The 25,691-nt window shown below is 46.1% G+C and carries 20 protein-coding genes; 16 read left to right on the top strand and 4 right to left on the bottom strand.

From position 1 onward, the window contains the following. Window positions 1-50 precede the first annotated feature (50 nt). From nrdF to nrdI, 3 genes are all read right to left on the bottom strand, one after another. Window positions 51-1,016 (bottom strand): class 1b ribonucleoside-diphosphate reductase subunit beta, encoded by a 966-nt coding sequence (gene nrdF, locus KAI37_RS08960; RefSeq protein ID WP_025723500.1) that lies wholly within the window; start codon window positions 1,014-1,016, stop codon window positions 51-53. A gap of 220 nt (window positions 1,017-1,236) precedes the next feature. Next, window positions 1,237-3,321, bottom strand: coding sequence for a class 1b ribonucleoside-diphosphate reductase subunit alpha (gene nrdE, locus KAI37_RS08965; protein WP_220031090.1), 2,085 nt, complete (start codon window positions 3,319-3,321; stop codon window positions 1,237-1,239). Then, complete coding sequence (nrdI, locus tag KAI37_RS08970) at window positions 3,308-3,667, bottom strand: class Ib ribonucleoside-diphosphate reductase assembly flavoprotein NrdI (RefSeq protein ID WP_016819181.1); 360 nt, start codon at window positions 3,665-3,667, stop codon at window positions 3,308-3,310. The genes nrdE and nrdI overlap by 14 nt, the downstream gene beginning before the upstream one ends. Before the next feature lie 407 nt (window positions 3,668-4,074). Between nrdI and KAI37_RS08975 the strand changes: the two genes are divergently transcribed. Genes KAI37_RS08975 through KAI37_RS08985 form a run of 3 tightly spaced genes read left to right on the top strand, consistent with a single transcriptional unit; the run spans window position 4,075 to window position 6,282 of the window. Then, window positions 4,075-4,437, top strand: a complete 363-nt coding sequence (locus KAI37_RS08975; RefSeq protein WP_025723498.1) for a DUF2500 domain-containing protein — start codon at window positions 4,075-4,077, stop codon at window positions 4,435-4,437. A 58-nt stretch (window positions 4,438-4,495) separates the two neighbouring features. Then, window positions 4,496-5,056, top strand: coding sequence for a GNAT family N-acetyltransferase (locus tag KAI37_RS08980; protein WP_220031091.1), 561 nt, complete (start codon window positions 4,496-4,498; stop codon window positions 5,054-5,056). 2 nt (window positions 5,057-5,058) lie between these two features. Continuing rightward, window positions 5,059-6,282, top strand: coding sequence for an MFS transporter (locus tag KAI37_RS08985; RefSeq protein ID WP_220031092.1), 1,224 nt, complete (start codon window positions 5,059-5,061; stop codon window positions 6,280-6,282). 72 nt (window positions 6,283-6,354) lie between these two features. Here the strand turns inward: KAI37_RS08985 and KAI37_RS08990 are convergent, their stop codons facing one another. Further along, window positions 6,355-8,046, bottom strand: coding sequence for an ABC transporter substrate-binding protein (locus tag KAI37_RS08990; RefSeq protein ID WP_025723496.1), 1,692 nt, complete (start codon window positions 8,044-8,046; stop codon window positions 6,355-6,357). 280 nt (window positions 8,047-8,326) lie between these two features. Between KAI37_RS08990 and KAI37_RS08995 the strand changes: the two genes are divergently transcribed. The 13 genes from KAI37_RS08995 to KAI37_RS09055 all read left to right on the top strand — a co-directional run bounded on the left by KAI37_RS08995 (window position 8,327) and on the right by KAI37_RS09055 (window position 25,665). Then, window positions 8,327-9,394, top strand: coding sequence for a LacI family DNA-binding transcriptional regulator (locus tag KAI37_RS08995; RefSeq protein WP_025723495.1), 1,068 nt, complete (start codon window positions 8,327-8,329; stop codon window positions 9,392-9,394). A gap of 205 nt (window positions 9,395-9,599) precedes the next feature. Continuing rightward, window positions 9,600-12,152 (top strand): beta-mannosidase, encoded by a 2,553-nt coding sequence (locus KAI37_RS09000; protein ID WP_220031093.1) that lies wholly within the window; start codon window positions 9,600-9,602, stop codon window positions 12,150-12,152. A 299-nt stretch (window positions 12,153-12,451) separates the two neighbouring features. Beyond that, window positions 12,452-14,770 (top strand): helix-turn-helix domain-containing protein, encoded by a 2,319-nt coding sequence (locus KAI37_RS09005; RefSeq protein WP_220031094.1) that lies wholly within the window; start codon window positions 12,452-12,454, stop codon window positions 14,768-14,770. A 185-nt stretch (window positions 14,771-14,955) separates the two neighbouring features. Beyond that, window positions 14,956-16,017, top strand: coding sequence for an ROK family protein (locus KAI37_RS09010; RefSeq protein WP_071640339.1), 1,062 nt, complete (start codon window positions 14,956-14,958; stop codon window positions 16,015-16,017). A 19-nt stretch (window positions 16,018-16,036) separates the two neighbouring features. Continuing rightward, window positions 16,037-17,242, top strand: coding sequence for an MFS transporter (locus KAI37_RS09015; protein WP_076292595.1), 1,206 nt, complete (start codon window positions 16,037-16,039; stop codon window positions 17,240-17,242). A 394-nt stretch (window positions 17,243-17,636) separates the two neighbouring features. Beyond that, window positions 17,637-19,244: an extracellular solute-binding protein gene (locus KAI37_RS09020; protein ID WP_220031095.1), complete on the top strand. Its 1,608-nt coding sequence runs from the start codon at window positions 17,637-17,639 to the stop codon at window positions 19,242-19,244. A 30-nt stretch (window positions 19,245-19,274) separates the two neighbouring features. Further along, window positions 19,275-20,177, top strand: a complete 903-nt coding sequence (locus tag KAI37_RS09025) for an ABC transporter permease (RefSeq protein WP_220031096.1) — start codon at window positions 19,275-19,277, stop codon at window positions 20,175-20,177. Window positions 20,178-20,192: 15 nt separating this feature from the next. Then, the gene (locus KAI37_RS09030; RefSeq protein WP_071640347.1) at window positions 20,193-21,065 is read left to right on the top strand and encodes a carbohydrate ABC transporter permease; all 873 of its coding nucleotides are present in this window, start codon (window positions 20,193-20,195) and stop codon (window positions 21,063-21,065) included. Further along, window positions 21,062-22,024 (top strand): sugar phosphate isomerase/epimerase family protein, encoded by a 963-nt coding sequence (locus KAI37_RS09035; protein WP_220031097.1) that lies wholly within the window; start codon window positions 21,062-21,064, stop codon window positions 22,022-22,024. The genes KAI37_RS09030 and KAI37_RS09035 overlap by 4 nt, the downstream gene beginning before the upstream one ends. Before the next feature lie 34 nt (window positions 22,025-22,058). After that, window positions 22,059-23,810, top strand: a complete 1,752-nt coding sequence (locus KAI37_RS09040; RefSeq protein ID WP_220031098.1) for a hypothetical protein — start codon at window positions 22,059-22,061, stop codon at window positions 23,808-23,810. A gap of 188 nt (window positions 23,811-23,998) precedes the next feature. Continuing rightward, the gene (locus tag KAI37_RS09045) at window positions 23,999-24,739 is read left to right on the top strand and encodes a DUF1361 domain-containing protein (RefSeq protein WP_069080066.1); all 741 of its coding nucleotides are present in this window, start codon (window positions 23,999-24,001) and stop codon (window positions 24,737-24,739) included. 64 nt (window positions 24,740-24,803) lie between these two features. Further along, window positions 24,804-25,007: a YwbE family protein gene (locus KAI37_RS09050; RefSeq protein ID WP_013309792.1), complete on the top strand. Its 204-nt coding sequence runs from the start codon at window positions 24,804-24,806 to the stop codon at window positions 25,005-25,007. 25 nt (window positions 25,008-25,032) lie between these two features. Further along, window positions 25,033-25,665 (top strand): DUF2238 domain-containing protein, encoded by a 633-nt coding sequence (locus tag KAI37_RS09055; RefSeq protein ID WP_071640354.1) that lies wholly within the window; start codon window positions 25,033-25,035, stop codon window positions 25,663-25,665. Window positions 25,666-25,691 lie beyond the last annotated feature (26 nt).

Here is a 25,691-nt window from a genome sequence, read left to right on the forward strand (position 1 = left end):
GGATGGCTCTTCATAGATCACCTTGCTAAATTAATTTCATGTATTTGTGCTTATACGCCAAAATTAAAATCATCATCTGTCAGCGGCTCTACATTCATCGCCCGCACATAGCCGTTTCCTTTTTTAGAAAAGAAATCATGCTGCTTAGTGTGGGTGCTGATGCCGTTGAATACAATGGGATTAACTTCTTCTTCTTCAAACAGTGGATCAAAGCCCAAGTTCATCATGGCCTTGTTGGCGTTGTAGCGCAAAAAGACTTTCACATCGTCTACGAGTCCAATAGGAGTGTAAATTTGCTCGGTGTATTGTTCCTCGTTATTGTGCAAGTAGCGGAGCAAGCCTACCAGCGTCTGGTAAAGATCACGTTGTTCTTCCTCGGCCAATTCTGCATAAATCTCCTGTGCCAGTACACCTACGTACACACCGTGAATACTTTCATCCCGTAGGATCAAATCGATAATTTCTCCACTGCATGTCAGCTTGCCCTGGCCCGCCAGATAAAGAGGGTAGAAGAAGCCGCTATAAAATAAATAGCTTTCTAACAGCACCGACGCTGCCATCGCGAGATACAGGTCTTTGGGTGTGTGGATATTCATATAATACTGACGAATGGTTTCTGCCTTGGTTTGGAGATGTGGATTTTCTTCCACCCAGCGGAATACACCGTCAATTTCTTCCGTGGAAGCTAGCGTTGTAAAGATGCTACTGTACGACTTGGCATGAATTTGTTCCATCATCGCCATAAAGCTTAGTACGGCTTTGCGTTGCAGTCCGTCCACATGCTCCATAATTTGCGGCATACCCACGCCGCCTTGAATGGTATCCAGTAGCGTCAATCCGCCCAGCACCTTCATGTAGGCTTCTTTTTCGATATCACTGAGGGTTACCCAGGACATTTTATCGTCAGACAACGGGATTTCATCATCCGTCCAAAATTGCATAATGTTCTGGTTCCAGAACATCAGTGTGAAATCATCATCCGAGCGATTCCAGTTTACAGCTTGTATACCTGTCATTGTTAGCATTCTCCCTTCAGCTTGCGAGATTCCCTGGAAACACACATTGAAATAGTGCAGGCGAATCATCGTATGCTTGACATACGGAAGCTGTATCCGCGAGGGTCTTGTCCAGTCCCGTAAAGGTCTGAACCACACGCTGGATACAGCTTCTAATGCAAAGCATAGAAATCTATTCAAAATCTAATTTTTATACTACAGCTTGTTACCATTTATGCTTTTAGATGGAGCAGGTGAGGCACTCTTCCACAGACAGCTTTTTGGTGCGTGTGTAGTATAACGATTTAAGTCCTTTGTGTGCGGCGTACAGATAGCAACGTGCTAACTGACGCGTAGTCACGTCACTGTTCACATGAAGCACGGTCGAAATTCCTTGGTCCACGTGAGGCTGGATTTCTGCAATCAGATCAAGCACTTTGAACTGATCCATTTGATAAGCGGATTTATAGAAGAACACGTTATCCTTTTGCAAATAAGGCATTGGATAGTAGGTCGTCGAATTGGCATAAGTACGGGTTTCAATCTGCTCAACAATCGGCATGACGCTGGATGTTGCATTTTGAATGTACGAAATGCTAGCAGTCGGCGCAATTGCCATACGATAGGCGTGGTACAGGCCATTTTTCATCACATCTGTTTTTAATTTGTCCCAGTCCGCTGAAGTCGGAACATAGATGCCCTTGAACAACTCTTGCACACGTGCAGTTGTCGGACGATAATCTGTGTTCAGGTATCGGTCAAAATATACGCCTGTCGCATAATCCGATTCCTCAAATCCATAAAAGCTTTGTCCAGCTGCTTTCGCGATTTCCATACTCTTTTCGATGGAATGATAGTTCATCGTCATGAAGAAGGTACGGACAAAGTCTTTTGCTTCATTGCTTTCATACGCAATTTTGTTTTTGGCAAAGTAGCCGTGCAGATTCATAACACCCAGACCGACGGAGTGCATTTCACGGTTCGCTTTTGCAACACCTGGTGCATTAGCTACTTGGGTCATATCGCTGACTGAGGTGAGCGCGATCATACCCTCATGAACGGATTCGCGGATTTTACCATGTTCCATCACATTTACAATGTTCAGGGAAGCCAGATTACAGCTCACGTCCCGGCGGATAGTATCCTGTTGTCCGTAATCTGTAATTTCGGAAGTTTCCTGCAACTGGAAGATTTCCGTGCATAGGTTCGACATCTTGACTTGACCCACGTTTTTAAGAGCATGTGCCTGGTTCGCGTTACTTTTGTTCATGATATATGGATAACCAGACTCCAACTGAATCATGGCAATTTTCGTCAGCATGTCACGTGCGCTCATCGCTATTTTTTTCTTCACCCGATCGTCAGCGAGCAGCGTGTCGTACATTTCATCCAAATCCATGTCGTCCAGATGCGTTCCATAGACTTTGAACACACTGTAAGGAGCAAATACATGCAGCGGTTCATTATCTTGAGCCAGCTTGTAAAAGCGGTTTGGTACCAGTAATCCAATAGAAAGGGTCTTGAGACGAACTCTTTCGTCAGCATTGATTTTTTTGCTATCCAGGAACTCAAGCACGTCCCATCCGAAAATGTTGTAATAGGCTGCGCCAGAACCTTTACGTTGTCCCATTTGATCTGCGTAGGAGAAGCCGTCTTCCATCAGCTTCAGCACAGGCATTATGCCTTTTGCTGCGCCTTCTACACCCTTAATTGCTTCACCGCGTGCCCGCAGCTTCGACAGGTTAACGGCAACACCGCCGCCAATTTTGGACAACTGCATGCAAGTGTTCAGCACATAGTTGATTGAGTTCAGGGAGTCGTCCATTTCGAGCAGGAAGCAGGATACCAATTCCCCACGGCGGCTTTTGCCTGCATTCAGGAAGGTTGGTGTCGCTGGCTGGAGACGTTGCTCCATCATCGAGCGGGACAACAGGCGTGCCGTATCGGCGTTACCGCGTCCTAAATGCAGCGCGACAGCAGCAACCCGGTCAGGGTAATGTTCCAGATAGACTTTACGGTCGTTACTCTTCATTGCATAGTCAGTATAAAACTTCGATGCTGCCATATAGGAAGGAAATTTAAAATTATAGCTATGAGTGATATGGAAAATATCATTAATTTCGTCAGCCGTGTAGCTGTTATAGAAATTTTCGTAATAATCATTCTCAATCATATACAGCACTTGAGCGGCTGTGTCAGCAAACTTCAAACTCCGTTCCTGAACTTCCTTCATAAATTCTGCTACAGCCTCTTGGTCCTTTTCCAATTGGAAAAAGCCGTCTGTATCGCGTTTCATCAACATGTTGTTCAATTCAATATGCCGCAACTCGGCTCACCTCCTGTTTAAAACGCTCTACATCTCCGAACGTTCCAGATAATTCAAATTTACTAATTACGGGGACATTATAGTGGTCGGCAATCAAATCCGCACTTTTGGCAAATTTCTCACCCCAGTTACGGTTGCCGCTTGCAGCTACACCAACAAGGTTTTGTGCATTTTTTTTCAAAAAGGAAGATACCCTCTCAGGTATCTGCCCAAACCCGGTTGTATATGTAATAAGTACGTAAGGTTCTTCTATAGTCATTTGCTCCTCAATCTGAACCGCTGGAAGCTTGAGCTTGTTTATAAATCTTTTTACATTGCCGGTCTTGGAATCATATGCAATCAGCATGGTATGCAACCTCCTTAAACAATTAACGAAAAAAGAAAACGGCATTGCCCGAGATCCATCATAGCTGGAATCCCTTGCTGGCTGTGCCATTTAAAATTTTTGACTCTATATTTACATGTATTTTCATACCTGTATCTTCAAGATATCGGGCATAAATACGTTTTTTACACTATATTTAGAGTACATTCTCTATTTTATATCTATATATAGTTTTGTCAATCGGTCTAGAGGGGATCAGCGGACCCAGATCGGGTATAAGTCCAAGCGGGGTACGGAAAAGAGCGAAAGAACTTTTTTTTCGTAAGTATGTTAAAAAAGTATTGGAGTTTTTGAGGGTGAAGATGTACGATTTGTCAATGGGCAATAGAATGGAAAATTTACATTTTACTGTAGAAAGGATGAAGCAGATGGGAAATGATTTTATGGAATTTCAATCGTTTAATATGATCTTTTTTATCGTATTTGGACTCATTGCTATTGTAATGATTATGGGAATTGTCAAAACGATAGGAGCGGGCCTGTCCAATCAAGCAGCCGAACGGGTACAACGTTCATGTAAGGTTGTGGATAAACGGACGAGAGTGCGTGGGGGATCAGGCGATTTTTCAGCTTCGACATATTATTATATCACCTTTGAGTTTGACGGGGGTGAGCGTATGGAGCTGGAGGTGAAGGATACAGACTTTGGTATGATTGTGATCGGGGATCGTGGGGAGCTTCATTATAAAGGTACACGTTTTCTGGAGTTTGTGAGAGTAATGGAAGCGTAAAGGTGTTGGCAGGGAGTAGTATTGCCAAAACAAATACATAATTGGAGGGAAGATTACGATGCCGCATATCATTGGAAAACGAATAGTATTGAGAGAATACCGTCAAGAAGATATACCAGCTATCCGAAAATGGGTCAATGACCCGGAAATCACACGTGGTTTAAGCGACGTGTTTATTTATCCGCATTCACAGGTGAATAGCGAATCCTTTGTACAGATGATGATTGACGGCAACCCCGAGATCAAAGGTTTTGTCATTGCGCATAAAGACACACTGGACTATATCGGACAACTGGACTTATTTAAAATTAACTGGGTGAATCGGCACGCCACCCTTGGAATTGTGATCGGACGTGACGGTGACCTGGGCAAAGGCTACGGTCGGGAAGCAATTCGCCTAATACAGAAATTTGCATTTCATGCTCTGAACCTGAATCGGTTGGAGCTAGAGGTCTATGCGTTCAATGAACGTGCATACCGTTGCTATTTGGCATGCGGCTTCAAGGAGGAAGGGTGGCTGCGGGAAAAGCTATTCAGGCAAGGGCGATACTATGACATTATTCAGATGGGGATTTTGCGAAGTGAATATGAGGCTGCAGAGCAAACGACGGAATCCTAAGAGTGCAACCTCATAAGCTATTTTACTCTGTCAGCTTTCTTCAATTTTTTATGAGTGAAATCACGGGGACTACGCTTATCCTTTTTCTATTAGCTAAAGGACTTTCTTTGCAGAGTGCAAACTTCTTACTAGTTGTATTCTTTGTAAGTATTTTTTTGTTTGAGATACCCACAGGGGCTATTGCAGATAAGTATGGAAGAAAAATTTCTGTTATTTTGGGACTTTGTTGTTTTCTACTCTATAGTGTGTTGTTCGTTTGGACAGATCATATCGGGGTGCTTGTGTTTGCGCAAGTCTTTGGGGGTCTGGCTATATGTTTACAATCAGGTTCGTTGGAATCATGGGTTGTGGAAAATAGTGATAAGCCCATGGAAGTTCTTTTTACAACCTCTAACAGTATACAGTATATTTCGGGATTTATTTGTGGTCTGTTGGGAGCCTTCCTCGCAACTTTTAACTATTCACTTCCATGGGCGGCCAGTATTTTATCTATTATTGTATGCATTTTTCTATGTTTCTTTTATATGGATGAGGAGAACATTGCTCATCGAAAGACGTCTACTACCCGTATTAAAACGATTATCGGAGAAAGTGTCCGTATCGGTTTTGAAAATAAGTCTATCTGGATTGTGTTTATGATTGGCTTATTTATCAGCTTTTCGAACTCGGCGGGGAATACATTTCAACAGCCACGTCTGGTTGGCCTTTCTGAACAAGGGATTTGGATTATGGGGTTTATCAAGGCAGGGTATTCACTATGTATGACTTTGGGAAGTTACCTGGTTCGAAAGCTAGGAGCACGATACAGAGATGTACATATACTCATGTATGCTTGCGGTATGATTGGGATATGGCTCTTTTTAGCCGGTGCGTTCAACACATTTTATCCTGTACTGCTTACCTTTTTAATCTATGAAATTGGGCGCGGCATGTATCCGGTTGCCAAACAAATTTTTCTGAACAAAAGAATCTCTAATGAGTATCGTTCTACACTACTATCTCTGGATTCTGCGATTTCACAATTAGGCATGTGCGTAGGTTTAATCGTGACAGGTATCATCAGTCGTAATTTTACGGATTTGTCTTCCGATCAAACACCTATTCAAATATCTTGGGTGATGTGTGGCGGGATTGCGTTGATTCCTATCATTTTATTGTTTTACGTCAATCGTGTTTCAGGGAAAAGTAATTCTTGGAAAGGAAAAGAATCCAAACAGAATGTTTAATGTAAAAGTTAATGTAGAAGGGCTGAACAGCATTGTCTGTCAGCCCTATAATATTTCATTAAAAAGCAAACCCTATTTTTCACCGTACCACAGTTTCAGGCGATTTTGGATTAGGCCAGTGTAGATTTCTTCAGCTTTTGGCACACCCGCCTGATCCAGCTCTTGGAGCATGCGGTCATACACAGCGTCGAACTGATCTGGCTTGGCGAGTACGGCCTCAGGAATCCGTTTGCGTACAATGTCCTGTGACTTCTGATAAATAACATTGTAATTCGTATTAGTCGGAACGGGCATGTTGTAGGCAGCCCCCCACTCTTTTACCGGAAAATCCTTTTCGTTCGGGAACAGGTCTTTCCACGTATGGGCTTTGTATGCCTGAAGGGACTCTTTTTCGGCTTGACTATAATTTTCGGTAATCATCTCCGGATAATTGGTTGTGTAATAGTTGCCAGAAGGGTCCTTTACGCTATCGCCGTAATGTGGCCCCCATATCCAGTACAAACCGATTCCTGACTCTCTGCTAAAAGAAGCATTATCGGTGTTTTTACGTTGTTGCACATCCGCCGGAATGACTCGTTTGCCGTTCTCTACGTTGTAATGCTGGCCTTCAATTCCCCAATTGCGTAAAATTTGTCCTTCGTCGGAGGCCAGAAAATCCAGAAACTTGATAGCTCGCACCGGATTTTCACATGAGGTTGTAATTCCGATCCCGGATGCGGTATCGAAGCCAATGGGCTGGAGGGAATGATCCTCGTATTTCTCATTTAAAGTGACTGGAAAATGGGCGTAAGTGAATTCATCCTTACCTGCTGCCTTGAGCGCATTTTCGGCATCTTGATAGTTCCATTCCTGATCAATGAGTCCGATGACACGGCCTGCGGCGATTTTGGACTTATACTGATCACTTTTTTGCACAAAAGTATCCTTATCCAACAGTCCTTCATTGTACATATGGTTCAACCAGCGGAAATATTCACGTTCTTCTGGGCGCTTGTAGTGAAGAATGGCTTTGTGTGTTTTAGGATCAATATAATATTCGCCATCGTCGGGTCCACCTGTAGCAGTAACAGCCGGGTTAGTCACTGTAATTTGAATTTTCCAGTCTTCGGCATCAAGTGATAGGGGGATGGTTCGCTGGCCATTGGTGGTAGGGTATTTGGCGACATAATCTTTAAGTGCTTTTTCAAAATCTTGAACGGTGCGGATTTTAGGATATCCAAGCTTCTTAAGTGCCTGATGCTGGATTTCGAAGCCGGCTTGTGCATCAAACGCGATGTGATCCACACCCAAATTGGTCGGGATCGTGTAGATGGCTGGATCTTCACTACTATATTTAATACGATTAAAATAGTCTCCATACACTTTCTTAATGTTAGGACCGTATTTGTCAATGAGGTCGGTTAGGTCAATGAGTGCCCCGGCATCAACCAGCTTGCCAATGTCTGATTTGGGGTACACGAGATCTGGATACTCTCCGCTCGCTGCCATTAAAGCAAACTTTTCCTCGCCTCGGCCATTGACAGCATGTTCAGCATTTAGCGTAACGCCCGTTTTCTTGATAATTTCCTGCCCGACAGCATCCTTCATGTTGTTCCAGTTAGAGCTGGAATCACCGCCAAAGAAAGTAAATGTAATAGGGCTGGTGTCATTAGGATCTTCCTTTTCTGCCTTACTGCCTGTTCCGTTCGCACAGCCCGTTGTAACGAGCAGCAGCAAAGACAGGAGCAGGATGGAGCTCTGACGTACCGACCTGTTCATGAACATTTGCAAATCCCCCTTAATAAGTATGATTTACACAATGTAAGTGCTTTCAATAGTAAATTGTAGGAAATAAAAAACCTCGCGTCAAGTTATTTATAATTGTTTGTTATGCGGTTTGTTTTTTTATTAAGCAAACATATTTTGGTGGAGGGTGTGGATTTGTACAAATCTATCATTTGATGATCTAAAACAAAGTATGCTACGATGGTACCAGTTTATAGGTACACCCGTGTATTAGAAAGGTTAAGGTAGAAAAAGATTCCGAATAGGGTTGGGTGAGAAGATGCGTGGAAAAGTAACGTTGCAAGAAATTGCGGATGCGGCGGGCGTTTCAAAGTTCGCTGTTTCGCGTGCACTGTCAGGCAAACCCGGTGTAAGTGAAGAAACAAGGGCGGTTCTGGTCAAGCTTGCTGCCCAGATGGGCTATTTTCGCAGTCATCCCAAAATGACAGGGGTAGAGCCTCGGGACACAGATCCCAGAGAATGGTCGGGTACCGTGCTAGTGTTATTTCCGAATATTAGGTACCAGAACAGGGAATCCAGGTACTGGGGGCCTGTATTTGAAGGGATTTCCGAGCGTCTGAACCGTAAGGGTATGGATATGATCACGTTAACGGAGCCCTCGACTGAAGATACGTTTTCTCTACTGAACCCGGAGGCGATTAAAGGGATTATCACAGTAGGGACGATTTCAACTTCGTTGTTGCTGAACATTTATCGGATGGGTATTCCGGTCGTTATGGTAGATCATTGGGATTCTGCATTTTTAAGTGATACGGTGTTTACAGATAATCGCACATGCATGAGTGAATTAATGAAGGACTTGCTGTGCAGGGGCTATACCCGCTTTCAGTTTGTGGGTCATATTGATGACGCTCACAGTTTCTACGAACGCTGGGAAGCTTGTCGTTCCACACTGGAAATGAGCGGAGTAGAATTGCGGCAGAATAAAGCCCTTCTTCACGGAGGAGCGCAGGCGCTTGCTGAGGAAATGGACAAGTTGTCTGAGGACGAACTGCCTGAGGTTTTTGTATGTGCTAATGATGTGACTGCTGCGCAGGTCGTGGATGTGCTGAAAGAAAAGGGAATTGACGTTCCAAGGCGTTGCGGAGTGACTGGGTTTGACGATACGAATGAACAAATGCCGATTTATGCCACGGTGAGAGTGGATAAGGAATTGCTGGGAATGCGTGCAGTGGACCAGTTGTTGTGGCGTATAACGAACCCGGACTCGCCTGTCGAGAAAAAGTTGCTACATGCTGAGCTATTCGTAAGGGAAGTTCATGCACCCCGGATCAGTCGGGAAAATGATGACCGTGAGCGTTCCATCAGCACAATCACATATAGTTAATGTCCAGATACGTGTTTGACACCATACACCGTGAAGACGAAGGAGGTCGCTTTTAGCCTGTTTAGGGGCAGAGGGCGACTTTTATTTTGTATTTTGTCATTTGTTCAAAAAAACAATTGACTACTTTGTTAGCTTAATGTTATTTTTGTTATGTTACTGAAAAATCCAGATGTTCCCAATCATGCTTATAGGGAGGCTTGTGACGATGGTTAATGTGATAGGGTTGGATGGCTGGAGGTTTAGGGAAGCACAAAGTGATGAGTGGCTCAGCGCGAAAGTGCCGGGTTGTGTGCACACCGATCTTTTACGACATGGCAAAATTCCTGATCCGTTTATCGGTATGAACGAAATGAAGGTACAGTGGATTGATAAGCAGGATTGGATATATGAAGCCCATTTTGAGATAAATGCAGATCAGCTTCAATGTCAATGTGTAGAGTTGGTGTTGGAAGGTCTGGACACATACGCGGATGTAAAAGTGAATGGTCAATCTGTCTTGTCAGCCAATAATATGTTTCGGGTATGGAGACAGGATGTGAAGGCATTTGTTCAGCAAGGGGGAAATCGGCTGGAAATTAGTTTTCGTTCTCCGATTGCTGAAGATGTACCCAAGCTGGAAAGCTTAGGATATGGACTCCCTGCACCCAATGATCAGTCCGAGATAGGTGGTTTGTTCGACAAAAAGGTAAGCGTTTTCGCACGTAAGGCTCCCTACCACTATGGTTGGGATTGGGGACCGAGGCTGGTGACGAGCGGTATCTGGAGAGAGGTCCGGATCGAAGCGTGGTCTGGTCTGATCGTGAGAGACTTGTTTATTCGACAGGACGAGGTGAACTCGGTAGGGGCTAAACTCATGGCAGTGGTAGAGATCGAAAATGCAGATGAGATTAGAGATGCCGAGTTGCGTATTTCCGCTGACGGGAAGGTGTGGTCCAAGCCGGTTCAGCTGCTGAAGGGGAAGCAGACGGTGGAGCTGGAGCTGGAGATGAAGAAGCCAAAGCTGTGGTGGTGCCGTGGGCTGGGGGAGCCGCATCTATATACGTTTGTGGCCGAATTGGTGGAACAAGAACAAGGAGCTGTAATTGCGGAAAAATCAGTAAAAACGGGGCTGCGTTCCATCCGTCTTGTACGTGAACGGGATGCAGCAGGAGAGAGCTTTTATTTTGAGCTGAACGGAATTCCAGTGTTTGCAAAAGGGGCTAACCATATTCCGAATGACAGCTTTGTCACTGAAGTTACGATGGAACGATATCGGTATGAAATTGCCAGTGCAGCAACCTCGAATATGAATATGTTGCGGGTGTGGGGTGGCGGTATTTATGAACAAGACGTATTTTATGAGCTTTGTGATGAATACGGTTTGCTCGTGTGGCAAGATTTTATGTTCGCCTGTAGCATGTACCCAGGGGATGAGGATTTTATGGACAATGTTGCACAGGAAGCCGAGGACAATATCAAGCGGCTGCGTCATCATCCCTGCATTGCCTTATGGTGCGGCAACAATGAGATCGATTCTGCATGGGCGCATTATGAAGAGAACGGAGGCTGGGGCTGGAAAAAGGACTACACACCTGAGCAACGGGAGCGCCTGTGGGATGATTATGAAACGCTCTTTCATCGGATTCTACCGGAAGCGGTGCACACCTGGTCTGCGCAGACAGCATATTGGCCCTCCTCCCCGCTGATTGACCTGACGAGAGATCGGAACCAGCATGCCCATCGGTCTTCAACTGCAGGTGATATTCATTATTGGGGTGTATGGCATGCGTCTGAGCCGTTTGAGAATTACCATGTACATGTGGGCCGTTTTATGAGTGAATATGGTTTTCAGTCCTTTCCTGAATACAAGTCCGTTCGTACTTATGCGGAAGAGAAGGATTTGGAGCTGGAATCTGCGGTGATGCTGGCACATCAGAAGAACGATGCGGGCAATCGTCTGATTAAAGAATATATGGGGCGGTACATGCGAGAGCCAAAGGATTTTACAAGTTTTCTTCCCATGAGCCAAATTTTACAGGCAGAAGCAATGAAAGCAGCTATAGAGGCGCATCGTCGTCACAAGCCCTATTGCATGGGAACATTATACTGGCAAATGAATGATTGCTGGCCCGTTGCCTCCTGGTCGAGTATGGACTATTTTGGTCGTTGGAAGGCGCTCCAATATACGGCTAAGCGCAGCTTTGCCGATGTGCTGTTGAGTGCAACAGATACAAAACAGGGGAATAAGGCACTGCATCTGGTCAACGATACACTGGAACCGATATCAGGTACGTTGCGGCTGACGCTTTTGCATATCCGTAGCAGCCAGGCTATTCGTGAAGAGAATGTTAAGGTAAAGCAACCAGCAGGCGGTGCAGGAATTGTACATATACTGCCTATCGACAAATGGCTGAGCGGCCTGAACCGGGCGGAGCATATGCTGGTCGCGCGTCTGACGCAAAATGGTGAACAGGTGGCCTCTGGTGAAATTTATTTTGCAGACACAAAAGAGATGGATTTACCGCAGGCAAAAATTGAAGTGACAGAGATTCAGGGAAGCGGAGGCAGCAGATTCATGCTGTGTTCGGATGTACTTGCCAGACACGTGTGGCTATCGGCAGAGCAGGAAGGTATTTTCAGCGACAACCATCTGGATCTGGCTCCCGGTATTCCTAAAACAGTGGAATTCTTGGCCTTGCGCAACGGTTCATCAGCATTTGTGGCAGCTGCGCCGGGTACATTGACAGTACATTCATTGGTCAATTGGATACAAGGTTAGACAGCAGTAAAAGCTTATCCGTCTTTAAGTAGATGATGGATAGGCTTTTTTTATAATATAAATTTATTTTTATGATATGTAGAGCGTTTTCATAATGTTAATATACATGACAAAAGAGGTCTTTCGACTTAAGTGATAACAGATCATTTGTAAGAAATCTATCTATTTAGCATCTAATTTTGGTAGAATAGGTTCAAAGTATAATCAAAGCCGTATTAAAACTGACATCACGAGTATGCTTAGTGTTGACGATCCCTATAGAGAGGGTCATGAAAGCATTAGGCGGCAGGGGGGAGGACATGATGCGAAAGAGCTGGTACAGGAGATTGCTTTTTTCCTATTTCCCGATTTTTATGTTAACGGTGTCGATCCTCATTTTTTTATCCTTCCTGATTGTAAACGAAATATCGCGCAATGAAACTGGAAAGGCGAATCGGATTACAACCGGATTTGTAATGGACAGTGTGGAGAAGTCGCTGACAAAGGTAGAAATGGACGTATTAAGCGAGGCGGAGACGAACAAGAGCTATGGTTCTTTTCTGAATGGGCAGGCGCAAAGTGGCAGCACGATGCTGTATGGGCTAGTTGGAAGCCTACGCGCGCTTAAGGATAATCATGAACTGGTACATTCCGTTTATATTTATCGAACGAAGGATCACACGGTGTTAACGAGAAGTGGACTTCAGGATGCTTTGACATTCGGTGATTATCCGTATATTGAGCAGGCTCTTCGGTCGGAGGATCGGCAGTGGTCACCTGTGCGGGAATGGACGGAGCCGGGAACACATACGTCAGAACGTGTGATTTCGATGCATAAGCGCCTCCCGTTGCCTTTTGGAGGACAAGGGCTGCTGGTAATCAATATCGGTGTGTATCCATTGCAGCAAATGATTGGTCAAATGACGAATCCGACAGTTTCCTATCTGGTGATTAATGATGCTAGCGGTCAAACTATTTATCCAGCTGCATCCGGTACAGAAGATGCTGTAAAAGCAGAGGATGGGCAGCAACTGACTCATCTGATGTCCCCCCGGCTGGGATGGAGTTTTGAAAGTGGTATTCGTGCCGGACAGTTGTTCGAGTGGGTGTCTGTTATCTCTTACGTCTGGATTGTAGTTGGATTGGCTGTTGTTATATTAGCGGTGATCTACATTATTTATGTGACCCGCAGAAATTACAGGCCAATTCAGCTGATGATGCAGCGTATTCAACAACTGCCCAGCCGTCCGGGTGAGGAAAACAACAAGGACGAGCTGTGGATGATTGATCATGCGTTGCAAAGTCTGATTCGGCAAACGATCGATTATGAACAGCAGGAGCATGCGAATATACTCATTCGGCGGCGGCAGCTGTTTCTTGATCTTATGGAAGGTACAGGCACCGAAACGGTAGAGCTTCGGCTGAATGATCTTTCTCCTTTTGCGGATGGCGGGAAGAGAGGTGTTACTCTGGTCTATGCTGTCATGGTGGTAGAGCTACACGATCTGGATCTGCCACAGACAGCAGACGGCACACCAACAAGTAGCAGGCGTTTAGAGGATCATGGGGGCGAAGATCAGCGTCTAAGCCTGTCGTTGCTTGGTGTGGTGCAGGAACTAGCAGCTACCTATGGATGGCAGGGCTGGGCAGAATGGATGAGTCGCGAAAGAATCTCCATTTTATTGCGGAAAGAGGTAGGCGATGGGGAAGGCTTACTGAGTGTGAAGCTGCAAGAAATGGCACAAACAGGCTGTGAGTGGCTGCATGGGCATCTGGGTGTACAGCTCACGATTGGGATTGGCGGCCAGATTCACGAGTTAGAGCATATTCAGGATTCTTATCGGTCCGCCATTTCTGCCCTACGGTACCGGTTAACGCTGGGAGTGCGTGATATTGTGACCAGTGATCAGGTTCCGCAGGCCAATGACATTCCATTATACTCATATTTGCCGCTGATTTCGGAGACGATTCGTTCTTTTCGGCTGGCGAGCCACGATTGGCGTGTACAGCTGGAAGGACTATTTGAAGCGATGGAAACAGACAAGATGAAGGATGGAGATATTTTAACGGTAATGCAGTGGATGCAAGAGCTGCTTGAACGGGAAATGCGTGAGATGAAGGATGTATCAGGGGCGCTGGATCGGTATTTTAACGGGCCGGAAGGAGAAAGATGGAAATGTGAGGTCGAGTCTGCTTCTTCATTGGCTGTGATGCATGCGCTGATGTTAGAGCACATGACCACTGTGTATCGGACTTATGTTGCCGCCAGTGAAACCAAAAGCTACCGGGCTATGGTTAGCGAAATGAAGCAATATATTGAAGAGCACTATACGAATCCGGATTTATCGTTAAATCATTTGAGTGAACGTTTTGATGTGTCACCTAAATATGCTAGTCATCTATTTAAAACAGAATTTGCTATGAAATTCGTCGATTTTTTGACTCGGCTCCGTATGAATCATGCCCAGCAAATGCTGTGTAATACGACCGAAACAGTTCAACATATTGCGACTCAGGTTGGTTATGCCAATTCGATTACCTTTGGGCGGGTATTTAAGCGGGTAGTCGGCGTAACGCCGGGAGATTATCGCAAGCTGAGATTAAAACCGGAGGATTCATTAACAGGGGGAGCGCTATAGGCGCTCGCCTTTTTTGTTTTTCATTAAAAGGGGGAGTAAAGCGCGTCAGTTTATGGGGCGGAATTTAGTTTATTGCGGCACAGGTGTTCAAATGCGATACTTATGTCCATATCTTGAACCTACAGGGCGTCAACAGCCGATGTATTGGCAGGCATGATGGCGAACCGGAATGACGGAGGATGGCTATGGCGGACATGTATGTACAAAAGCAACACAGGGATGAGCCGAAGGCTTCCGGCTGGGCCGCAGGCATTGATGTTGGCGGGACGAAGACGCTGATCTGTATCGGTACAGCGGAACAGCAAGTAGTGGTGAGGCATAAATTTCCAACGATTCATACGAAGGATGCCCATTTTTTCTTTGAGAGTTTATTCGAGGAGCTGGAACATTGTCTAAAACAGGAAGGTTTGTCGCTGGCACAGTTAAAAGGCATAGGCATCGGTTTCCCCGGTGTGGTAGATAACGATAGCGGAACGATTACCCACGCCCCGGCAATCCCGTGGAGTGTTCAAGATCGTATACATGGCGACAGTACGCATGGTGGTAATGCGCATGAAAGTATACGATCTATTGTTGCACACCGATACAGTGGTCGCTTGATGCTGGATAATGATGTGAATATGGCTGCTTTGGGAGAACAATGGTTAGGGGCAGCTCGGGGATTACGGCATGTGATGATGATAACGGTGGGAACAGGTATCGGTTGTGGCCTTATTTTAAATGGAGAGATGTATAAGGGAGCCGCAGGCGGAGCAGGTGAAATGGCTTATTGGATTGCAGGCGAGGAACAGGCACGGCAAGCAGCAAAACAGAAGGGGACGGATGAGTTCGGTGTGTTCGAATCTTTAACATCGGGTACGGCGATAACGCGCAGTGTAAAATCAGCACTCGCCTCTGGCATACCAGGTACACACATGATCCGGCTAGCAGGAGGAAACAGGGACGAGGTAGGGGCTAGACATGTATTGCAAGCGGCGTCCGAAGGGGATGTAGAAGCACGGATGATTTTAGAGCCTGCACTAGTGCATATGGCGATGGCTTTGACGAATGTGATCAGCCTGCTGAACCCGGAAATGATCGTTGTAGGTGGCGGTGTAGCAGAAGGTAACACGTATTATTTGGATGAAATTCGGCAAAGAGTAGCCTTATGGACGGATATTCCTTGTACTATTGTACCTGCTGGTCTAGGTAATGAAGCCGGGGCCATCGGAGCATTGGCTACGATTCTGGACAGCTCGGTACGCTAAACAACAGGGAGGTTTCCAGATGGTAGGCTCACAAATGCTGAAGCTACGAAGCTTCTATTTGTTTATTGGCTTGGCAGGGGGCATGTTTAATCCGTATTTGACATTACTGCTGGTTCAGAATGGATTAACGAGCAGCAGTGTCGGTGTTCTGATGGCAATTGGTACGCTGGTATCCATTTTGGTTCAGCCGATATGGGGAATTATTGTGGATCAATATCGTCAAATGCGGCTGGTGCTCATTTTGAGTGTAGCGGTTCCGGGAATTATGGCTGTATGTTATCAGTCGGAGCGTTTTGTTCTGATGGCGCTTGTGTATTCCATTATGGCAATATTTACGGCAACGCAGGCGCCGATTGCGGATTCCTATGCGATTGTAGCGGCCAAAAAGGCAGGAACGACCTATGGCAGCATACGATTTATGGCGAGTATAGGCAACGCGGTGGGCGGTTACGCCGGGGGGCTATTTGTATCGCTGTTATCTGTGACTATGATGTGGGTGCCTTTTTTGGTGCTGAACAGTCTTGCGGCCCTGACTGCGCTGGCGTTGCCGAAAAATACGGAGGAAGATCTCGTGCTGCGCAAATCGTTTTCGGACGGCATTGGTCAATTGATCCGCAACAGGACATTTTTAATATTTTTAGGGGGCAGTTTTTTAGTAAATCAGACGTTAACCGCATTCAACACCTATTTTGTATTGGCCTTTAAGATGTCGGGAGGACTTACGAGTTTGGTCGGGGTTGCTCTGCTGATTGCGTCCATTACGAATGTCCCCTCCATGCTGCTCGCTTCACGAGTGATTCGAAAGATTGGGTTAGAGAGAACTCTTTTGCTAGGGGCAGTCGCTTATATGATTCGATGGGGAATTCAATTAGCTTTTCCCGACCCTACCGTTATGATTGCTGTGCAGGTGCTGCACGGATTGTCATTTGGTTTTTTCTACATCGCAGCAGTCGAGTATGTTTCACATGTAACTGAAAAGGATATGCAAGCGACCGGACAAAGCGTGTTCAATATGGTATTTGCCGGGCTGGCAGGGATTGTAGGTAATTTGTTAAATGGCTTTCTTCTTCACGCTGGAGGGCCGCAATTAATGAACCTGGCGTGTCTGATCAGTGCAACCTTGGGGGCGTTAATGATGGTTTATGTATCACGTAGCCGTAAGGATGGGAAAACTGGGAAGGTACGCAAGCTATCCATGAGCCTCCCTTCAGAGACTTCACAGTAGGAGTAGTGACGTTAGTATTTCATTGAAATTAACAAAATGTAGTGTGAGCATCGAATCCCTGATGAGGGTGAGGATGCTCTTTTTTTCGTGTGAAAAACTTTTAAATCACGTGATATGGAACTATAGCTCACACGGAACGAATAAAGAAAATGGTTTATTCACAGGAAAATAGTGATTTTTAATAAAAGTAAGCGCTTCATCATATTCAGCAAACGCTTTCAATCAACCGGTTTATGATTGGGAAACTAGTTTATTGTCAGTTTTCCTGCGGTCATGTCATACTAAGGCACATCCCGGATCAAAAGGGACAGACTCATGCCGATGCATGAAATGTCATAACCTCCTCATCAGAAGAGGCGACGAACGGGAAAAGCAGACAAAGGGGTGTTCAGGAATGAGTGGGAATAAGGCTGGAGGAACATTGAAGAAGCTTCGTCTGCTGCTTGCAGCTACGGTTGCACTGTCGATTGTATTGAGCGGATGCTCGTCGGGTGAGGCGGACAAGGCTTCGACCGCTACCGGAAACAAGGCTGGTTCATTGAAGGTTGAAATTTTTGACAGAGGCAATACACCTCAGGGCTATACCATTACTGACAGCTATTTAACCCGATATGCAAAAGAAAACTTTGGCAAACCCAACGATATTGATCTGACGTACGTACCCGTTCAGCGCTCCGAAGAAGTAACCAAGCTGAATGTTCTGATGGCTAGCGGTGGTGATGTACCTGATATCGTGTTCACTTATGATTCTGGAACCTTTGAACGGTATGCGGAGCAGGGTGGACTGACAGACTTGACCCCTCTGCTGAATGAGTACGGCCCAAATCTTAAAAAATTCCTCGGTGAAGATACGCTCAGCTACGGTCAGGTGGGGGGCAAGCAGTTCGCCATTCCCGGCAAGCGTACCATATTAGGAAAATATTCCTCTTTTATTCGCCAGGATTGGCTCGATACGCTGAATATGCCTGTTCCTAAAACGACAAATGAGCTATACAACACGCTAAAAGCGTTCAAGGAAAAAGACCCTGGCAAGACCGGCGGCAAGGTAATTCCACTGGGGATGACGATGGAGCCGGGGCAATATGATCCGCTGTTGTGGTCTTTTATTAAGCCAGTGACAGATGAGCAGAAATATACGCTAACCCAAGAGCTGGGTTCCCGTGACTATCCAATCCTGCTACCTGGATTCAAGGATGGAGTTCAGTTTATGAACAAGCTTTACAATGAGAATCTGATCAGCAAGGACTTTGGTCTGGATAAGGACAAAAAACAGCTGACTCAGGATATTCAAAGCGGAAATACCGGTTTTTTCAGTGAAGATTACGACAACATCTATTATAATGACTCCGCCTATCCGAATCTGTTGGCTAACCAGTCCACAGCGAAGCTGACTCCAATGGACCCTTATACCAACAGTGAGGGTAAACACGCCAAGCCAGAATTTGCATCCAATGGACTCTACATTATGGTACCTAAATCCAGTGAGCATGCGATTGAGGCGATCAAGTATCTCGACTGGATGTCTTCCGAGAAAGTGCTGCTTGATATGCAAAATGGTGTAGAAGGCGAGAACTATACCTTGAAAGACGGAATTCCAGTTGCCAAGGAGAAACCGACACAAGAAGCGCAGGATCGTATCTATAATCAGGGTGATGTGGTCATTATTGCGAATGGCAAGATTGCAGGAGACGATAACAAAAACAAGGAAGCCTTTGTTTTGGGCATGCCGTCCCAATTCCAGGAGGATGTTCGCAAGGCGATGGATATTTCCAGCACGGACACAATTTCACCAGTGAAATTTGACCATCCGATTAAAGCCGAGTCCAAATACAGTAACTCATTGCTGGATAAGTTTGACGAAATGGTCGTTAAATCTGTGATGGTGCCTCCGGCGCAGTTTGATGCAACATTCGAAGCGGCGTTGAAGGATTATATGGTGAGCGGTGGTCAAGCGATATTGGATGAGCGTACCGAAGCTTATAAGGCCATGACAGGCAAGTAAGAAGGCGGAAAGTAAAGGAGGAGACAGCGCATGAAAGGGAACGTTTACTTCCGCAGATATTGGCAATTATACGCGTTGCTTGTGCTGCCCCTGGCCTACTTCATTGTGTTCAAATATGGTCCGATGTGGGGCGTACAGATCGCGTTTAAGGATTTTAACTTTTTTCAGGGAATTACAGGGAGTGAGTGGATCGGGTTCGATGCGTTTAGAGAAGTGTTTCGTATGGACGATTTTTATCGAACGCTGCGCAATACCATCGTCCTAAACCTGCTTGATTTGCTGGTATCTTTTCCAGCACCTTTAATCTTGGCGATTTTGCTCTATGAAATGAAAGTAGTCTGGTTTAAAAAGCTGTCACAAACGATTTTGTACGTTCCCCATTTTATTTCGTGGGTGATTATTGGCGGGATTGTGTACCAGGTGTTTGGTACGCAGTCCGGCATGATCAACAATGTGCTTACTTCACTGGGGTTTCAGGCGATTCCATTTTTGACAGATAAAAATGACTGGGTACTCACCTACCTGCTGACAGGGGTGTGGCAAAGTGCAGGCTGGGGAACGATTTTGTACCTCGCAGCCTTGACCGGGATTAACCGGGAATTGTTCGAAGCTGCCGAGGTAGATGGTGCAGGACGCATGAAAAGAATTTGGTATATTACGATCCCTGGCATGAAAACGACAATTGCAACGCTGCTTATCATTAATTTGGGTAATATGATCACCATTGGCTTTGATCGTCCTTATGTAATTGGAAATGTAGCAGTTCGAGATTATTCCGATGTACTTAGCACGTTTGTATATCGCATCGGGATGGAGTCCGGGCAATATACGCTGGCTACGGTGGTGGGCCTGTTTCAGGCTGTGGTTGGTCTCATCTTCGTATTAAGCGCTAACTATGCCTCCAAGAAACTGACAGATGAAAGTATTATGTAAAGGAGCTGACATCTGATGAGTGAACGTACTGCAAATCGCACCTTTGATATCGTAACCACCGTGTTGGTGGCTGTGGCTGTACTGCTGTGCTTGGCCCCGTTTATTCACATTTTGTCTATTTCCTTTAGCTCAAACCGTGCCATTACATCCGGGGAAGTTACTTTGTTCCCGGTTGAGTTCAATTTAAAAGCATACGGAAAGGTCTTTTCCGATATGAGCATGATCCGTTCGCTTGGGTTTACGGTCATGCTGACGGTGATCACGACAGTGCTGAGCATGTTAATGACAATTATCGCAGCATATCCATTAACGAAGAAACACCTAAGAGGTCGTAAAACGATTATGTTCATCATTGTAGTAACGATGTTTTTCAGCGGCGGCATCATTCCTGAATACATTCTGGTGCGCGACTTACATTTGTTGAATAATATGTGGTCCCTTATTTTACCCGGTCTGATCAGTCCGTTTTATTTAATTATTCTAATTTCTTTTTTTAACGGGATTCCGGAAAGTTTGGGAGAAGCAGCAGAAATTGATGGCAGCAGCCAGTTCGGCACTTTGATTCGGATTGTACTGCCGCTGTCCCTGCCCGTGCTGGCGACATTAAGCTTGTTTTATGGTGTAGGCCGTTGGAACGGATTTCAGGATACGCTGATGTATATTCAAAACCCCGATTTGTTCCCGTTACAGCTCAAGCTGTATCAAATGATTCAAAATAATATGGTATCCGAGCTAACCAGGCTGGAAGGAGCCAGTGGCGCAAGAATTACGCCCGAAGGGTTGAAGGCAGCAAGTGTCATTTTTGCAACGGTTCCAATTCTGCTAGTGTATCCGTGGCTGCAAAGATATTTTGTCAGCGGCGTGATGGTGGGAGCGGTGAAAGGATGATGACAATGAAGGCGAAGGGGGAATATTCCTTTTCCACCTGTTGGAATATTAAAAAGCATACGGTCGGCCGAGAACTTGTAGAGGAAATCCGTCAGTTGGGCTTTAGCAGGATGGAGCTGAACTATAACATTACCCGGGAAATGCTGACGACGATTGAGCCTATGATTGAGCGGGAAGAAATCGGCATATCGAGTGTGCATAATACATTTCCTCATACACCAGACCCGGATTACGGCACGGATTCCGTTCTGCTCGGGTTTGACGATGAAAGCAAGCGACAACGTGCGATAGAGCTGCTGGTGCAATCTGCTGAATATGCGCATCGTTATGGTGCAAAAGCGGTAGTTGTGCATCCCGGAGAGGTTCCATTTCCATATGATATCAGTGAGGAACTAGAGGATATTTTCAATGAGCAGGGCAGGGATTCTGCTGCTTATCAAACGTTATGGGGCCAAATGCTGGAGCGTCGGAATTCACTGAGTGGGCACTATGTACAACGCATCCGTGATAGTCTGGAAGAAGTGTGTGACCGCATCGCATCCAAGGGATATGATGTAGCCATTGGCATTGAAACGCGTTCACGCTGCTATCAGATGCCTACGTTGCAGGAGGCAAAGACGATTATAGATCGTTTGAAGGGTGCACCTGTCTATCTGTGGTATGACATTGGCCACGGTATGATTATGGACCGAATGGGACTGTACGACAACGCCAAGGAAGCCAATGAAATGATCGACTATATTCTCGGTGTTCATATTCATGAAACCATTGGATTATCCGATCACTGGTGCCCTTATATTCATAGTGGTGATCTGGAGTTCTTCGATCGTTTCGTGAATATTATCCGGCAGGCCCCTATTAAGGTTTATGAGCTGAAAGCAGCTTGTCAGCCGGAGGATATTGAACGTAGCCATGAGTTGCTGACAAGTAAGATAGCGAAGCTTCAGCCGCAAGGATGATAAACGATTATGCATATTACAGGGGTTGAGAGGAATGTATAGTAAAATCGTAGCGATCAACGATGCCTGGGTAAAACCAGGTATGGACCATCAGGTACTGGATGCTGACAGCCGTTATTACGGCGGAGTGACTGATGATGAGAATGGAATCGCTTGGCCTAATCATTCGGTCGGGACTCCTGCCGCAATGGCGATCTGGGCGGCAGCGCTCGTCAATCCGGATTCTGCATATTATCGCAATGAGGATGTACTCATCCGACTGGAGCTGGCTGCACAGTACATGCTACGTGTGCAGCATGAGGACGGTTCTATTTCACCGGGCTGGACCAATTTCCACTCGCCACCGGATACAGCGTTCGTGGTGGTAGGCTACGCCCAGGTCTATCAGCTGCTGGTTGGTGACGACTGGCTGGAGCTGCGCCGGGTGATTGATGCCATCCGCTTGTTTCTGGAGCGGACGATTCCGGTCATGCTGACCGGAGGTTGCCATACGCCAAATCACCGTTGGGTATTGTGTGCTGCGCTGGGATTTCTACATGAGCTGTTTGACCTGCCCGAGACGCTCGTGCGGGCCGAGGCTTGGCTAGCCGAAGGGCTGGATGGGACGCCAGATGGCGAATGGACGGAGCGCAGCAACGGAATTTATAATGCTGTTAGCGATATTATGCTGATTCATGCTGCCCGATTATTAAAACTGCCGGAGCTACTAGAGTCGGTACGCCGTAATTTACGCATGATGGTGTACCTTGTCCATCCTGATGGCGAAGTGGTCACAGAGTATTCAGGGAGACAGGATTTTGGGGTGGTCATGAACCTATCTTCTTATCTTCTACCATATGCCATGCTGGCTACAGAGGATGAGGACGCTATATTTGAAGCGATGGCTGTCGCCGCTATTCAAGTCATGGATCATCCTGGCGGTGCTCCTATCAATGCGGCTGTGCGCTTTTTACTAGATCCGCGTTTGCAAACTCGTAAAGTATCGTCAGCTATACTACCTGTCACCTATAACCAACTACTGAACGGAGACTTCCCAAGGGCTGACTATCTGAGTCGAATGGATGAGGCAGGCCATCACCAGCAGATTTATCATAGCCGACTGCATACGGACTTTGGAGCGCCAGTCGTTCGATTTCGGCAGGAGGATACCAGTGCCACGCTGATGACCGAGGCTTCATCGTTCCTATCGTTGCGGCACGGAGATGCACGATTATTGGCGGTTCAGGCTGCATCGTATTTCTCGCCTGGTTTTGTACCCATGCAGAAGCTGACAGCTCACGAACATGGTTGGACTTTGTCGGGCACACAGGTCAAAGGTTATTATGGCCCTGTAGCGACCTTAGATCTGCCGCCTACCGCGCAGGAGGAAGTCAGTCCGTGGTACTTGCTTCCGCATCACAAACGGCCATTAACCCATGAACAAAAGCATGAAATTCGGGTCGATGTGGATCGTCAGGGTGATGTGTGGACGCTTCGTTTTCGCTCAGAGGGTCCAGTAGATTGCATGACACAGATTAGTTTTATTTTTGGGCGCGAAGGACGCTTCACTTGCGGGGAATACCGGCTGGTTAACGAAACGGTTCAATGTTGGACTGGTGGTATGGCGCGCTATGAATCTGGGAATGCGTGGTTTGAGCTGATGGGAACAACCGTAGAGCATATGGCTAATTCGGTAAGGGGAGCCACTCTCCCCATCAATTTCCATACATTGCTGGTCAACTGGATGGCTCCGTTTGATCAGACGATCCGCATTCGTATGTCGCCTTTACCTGTGAGTGAAGTCTAAAACACAGTAAGCATCTATTTTTCGGGGATGAGGTCAATTCCCGGAGAACGGATGTTTTTTTTTATGTTCATTTATGCAGGGGTAGAGCGCTTCCATTGAGCTTGAAGCCATTGTGGTGTACACTGTCCAGAACAGGTGTAAATTGGAACGTCAGGAAGGCAGGACGGTTACAAGGAGGAAAGACACATATGTATGCCCGTTTAAGATCGTTAAATTATCCACTAAAACTCTATGTTTTTTTAGCACTGGCCTTATGCTCCGTAATCAGTACATTGTGGATCATTAACGTGCGACTGCCCTCAGGGGGCCGCCCTTATCTTTTTATTTGGTGGAATATGATGTTGGCTTGGATTCCTATGCTGTTGACGCTACTGCTTGATGTAATGTACAGCTCGTGGAGGCGGGGAACGAGAACATTTTTACTCTGGGTTACGGGGGCGGCATGGCTTTTCTTTTATCCCAATACACCCTATTTGATCACAGATTTGCTGCATGTATTCGCCAGATATCCATTTCTCGGGGAGCAACGTTTCTGGGGAAATCCGTACTTTTGGAATCATGTACTGGGAATGCTGCTGGTAGCCGTACTTGGCCTGACAATGGGTTTTGTATCGCTCGAATCCGTACGACAATTGGTACAGCGTGCACGTGGTGGGCTTGTTAGTTGGCTGTTTATGCTGGCGGTACTCTTGTTGAGCAGCCTGGGTATTTACATTGGCCGTTTCTTTCGAGGGAACACATGGGATATTGTTTCTGCGCCCTCTCAACTGTATGCACAGGTATCTTCCATATGGGCAGACTCCTTGCAACGTACTCATTTTGTGGAGTTTAGTGGGATGGTATTCGTCATTTTGCTCGTCAGCTATGTATCCACGATGTGCGTAGTCTGGATGGGGAACAACCGCCAGGACGAATGGCGTCGCTGGTGATTCAATTGTAGCTGAGTGGCTGAATATTATCAAAAAATGTAAAAATAAAGGAGGAATAGCTACAATGAACGGACAGAATCGATCCGATATCCGCGCTGGTCTTCAGGTAGATATTGTACTTAAAAAGGATCAGCCAACCGGTAAGCTGACACGCGGAACGGTGAAAGATATTTTGACCAATTCCCCGCGTCATCCGCATGGAATCAAAGTGCGTTTGGCAGACGGACAGGTTGGGCGTGTCAAACATATCGTAACGAACGAAGGCTAGAGCTTTGGGCTGAGGAGGAATGAAGATGAACCAGGCAACGGCATGGTCTAAAAATGATCGCTACCCGCTTGTTTTACTTGTATTGCTGGCGCTTGCCCTCATTTGGTCCTTGATTCGCCCGGCGGATTATTTTACATGGGTACTGGAAGTTCTCCCGGCGGTTTTGGGAGCTGTGCTGCTGACGGCTTTGTACCGTAGATTTCGGTTTACCAATCTGGTATACACCCTAATCTGGCTGCACGCATTGATCCTGATTGTCGGTGGACATTATACCTATGCCGAAATGCCACTGTTCAACTGGATTCGGGATACGTTCGGACTGGAGCGCAATTATTATGATCGACTTGGGCATTTTGTACAAGGTTTTGTACCTGCACTCATTGTCAGGGAAGTGCTGTTGCGTAAAACGGCCTTGGGAAGCGGGAGCTGGCTCACTTTCCTCACGGTTAGTGTGTGTCTTGCGATCAGCGCTGTGTACGAGCTGATTGAGTTTGCTGTAGCCAAGGCAACCGGAACGGCAGCAGAAGCCTTTTTGGGCACACAAGGAGATGTATGGGATACCCAATGGGATATGCTTCTTGCGTTCATCGGTGCCTTGACCGCAGTGATTTTGTTGAGTGGGGTACATAACAAGCTGCTGAAACAATTAAGGTATTAGCAGAATTTATTTACCTCGCCTTTACA

It is taken from the genome of Paenibacillus sp. S25, assembly GCF_019454085.1.
Taxonomy (GTDB): Bacteria; Bacillota; Bacilli; order Paenibacillales; family Paenibacillaceae; genus Paenibacillus; species Paenibacillus polymyxa_B.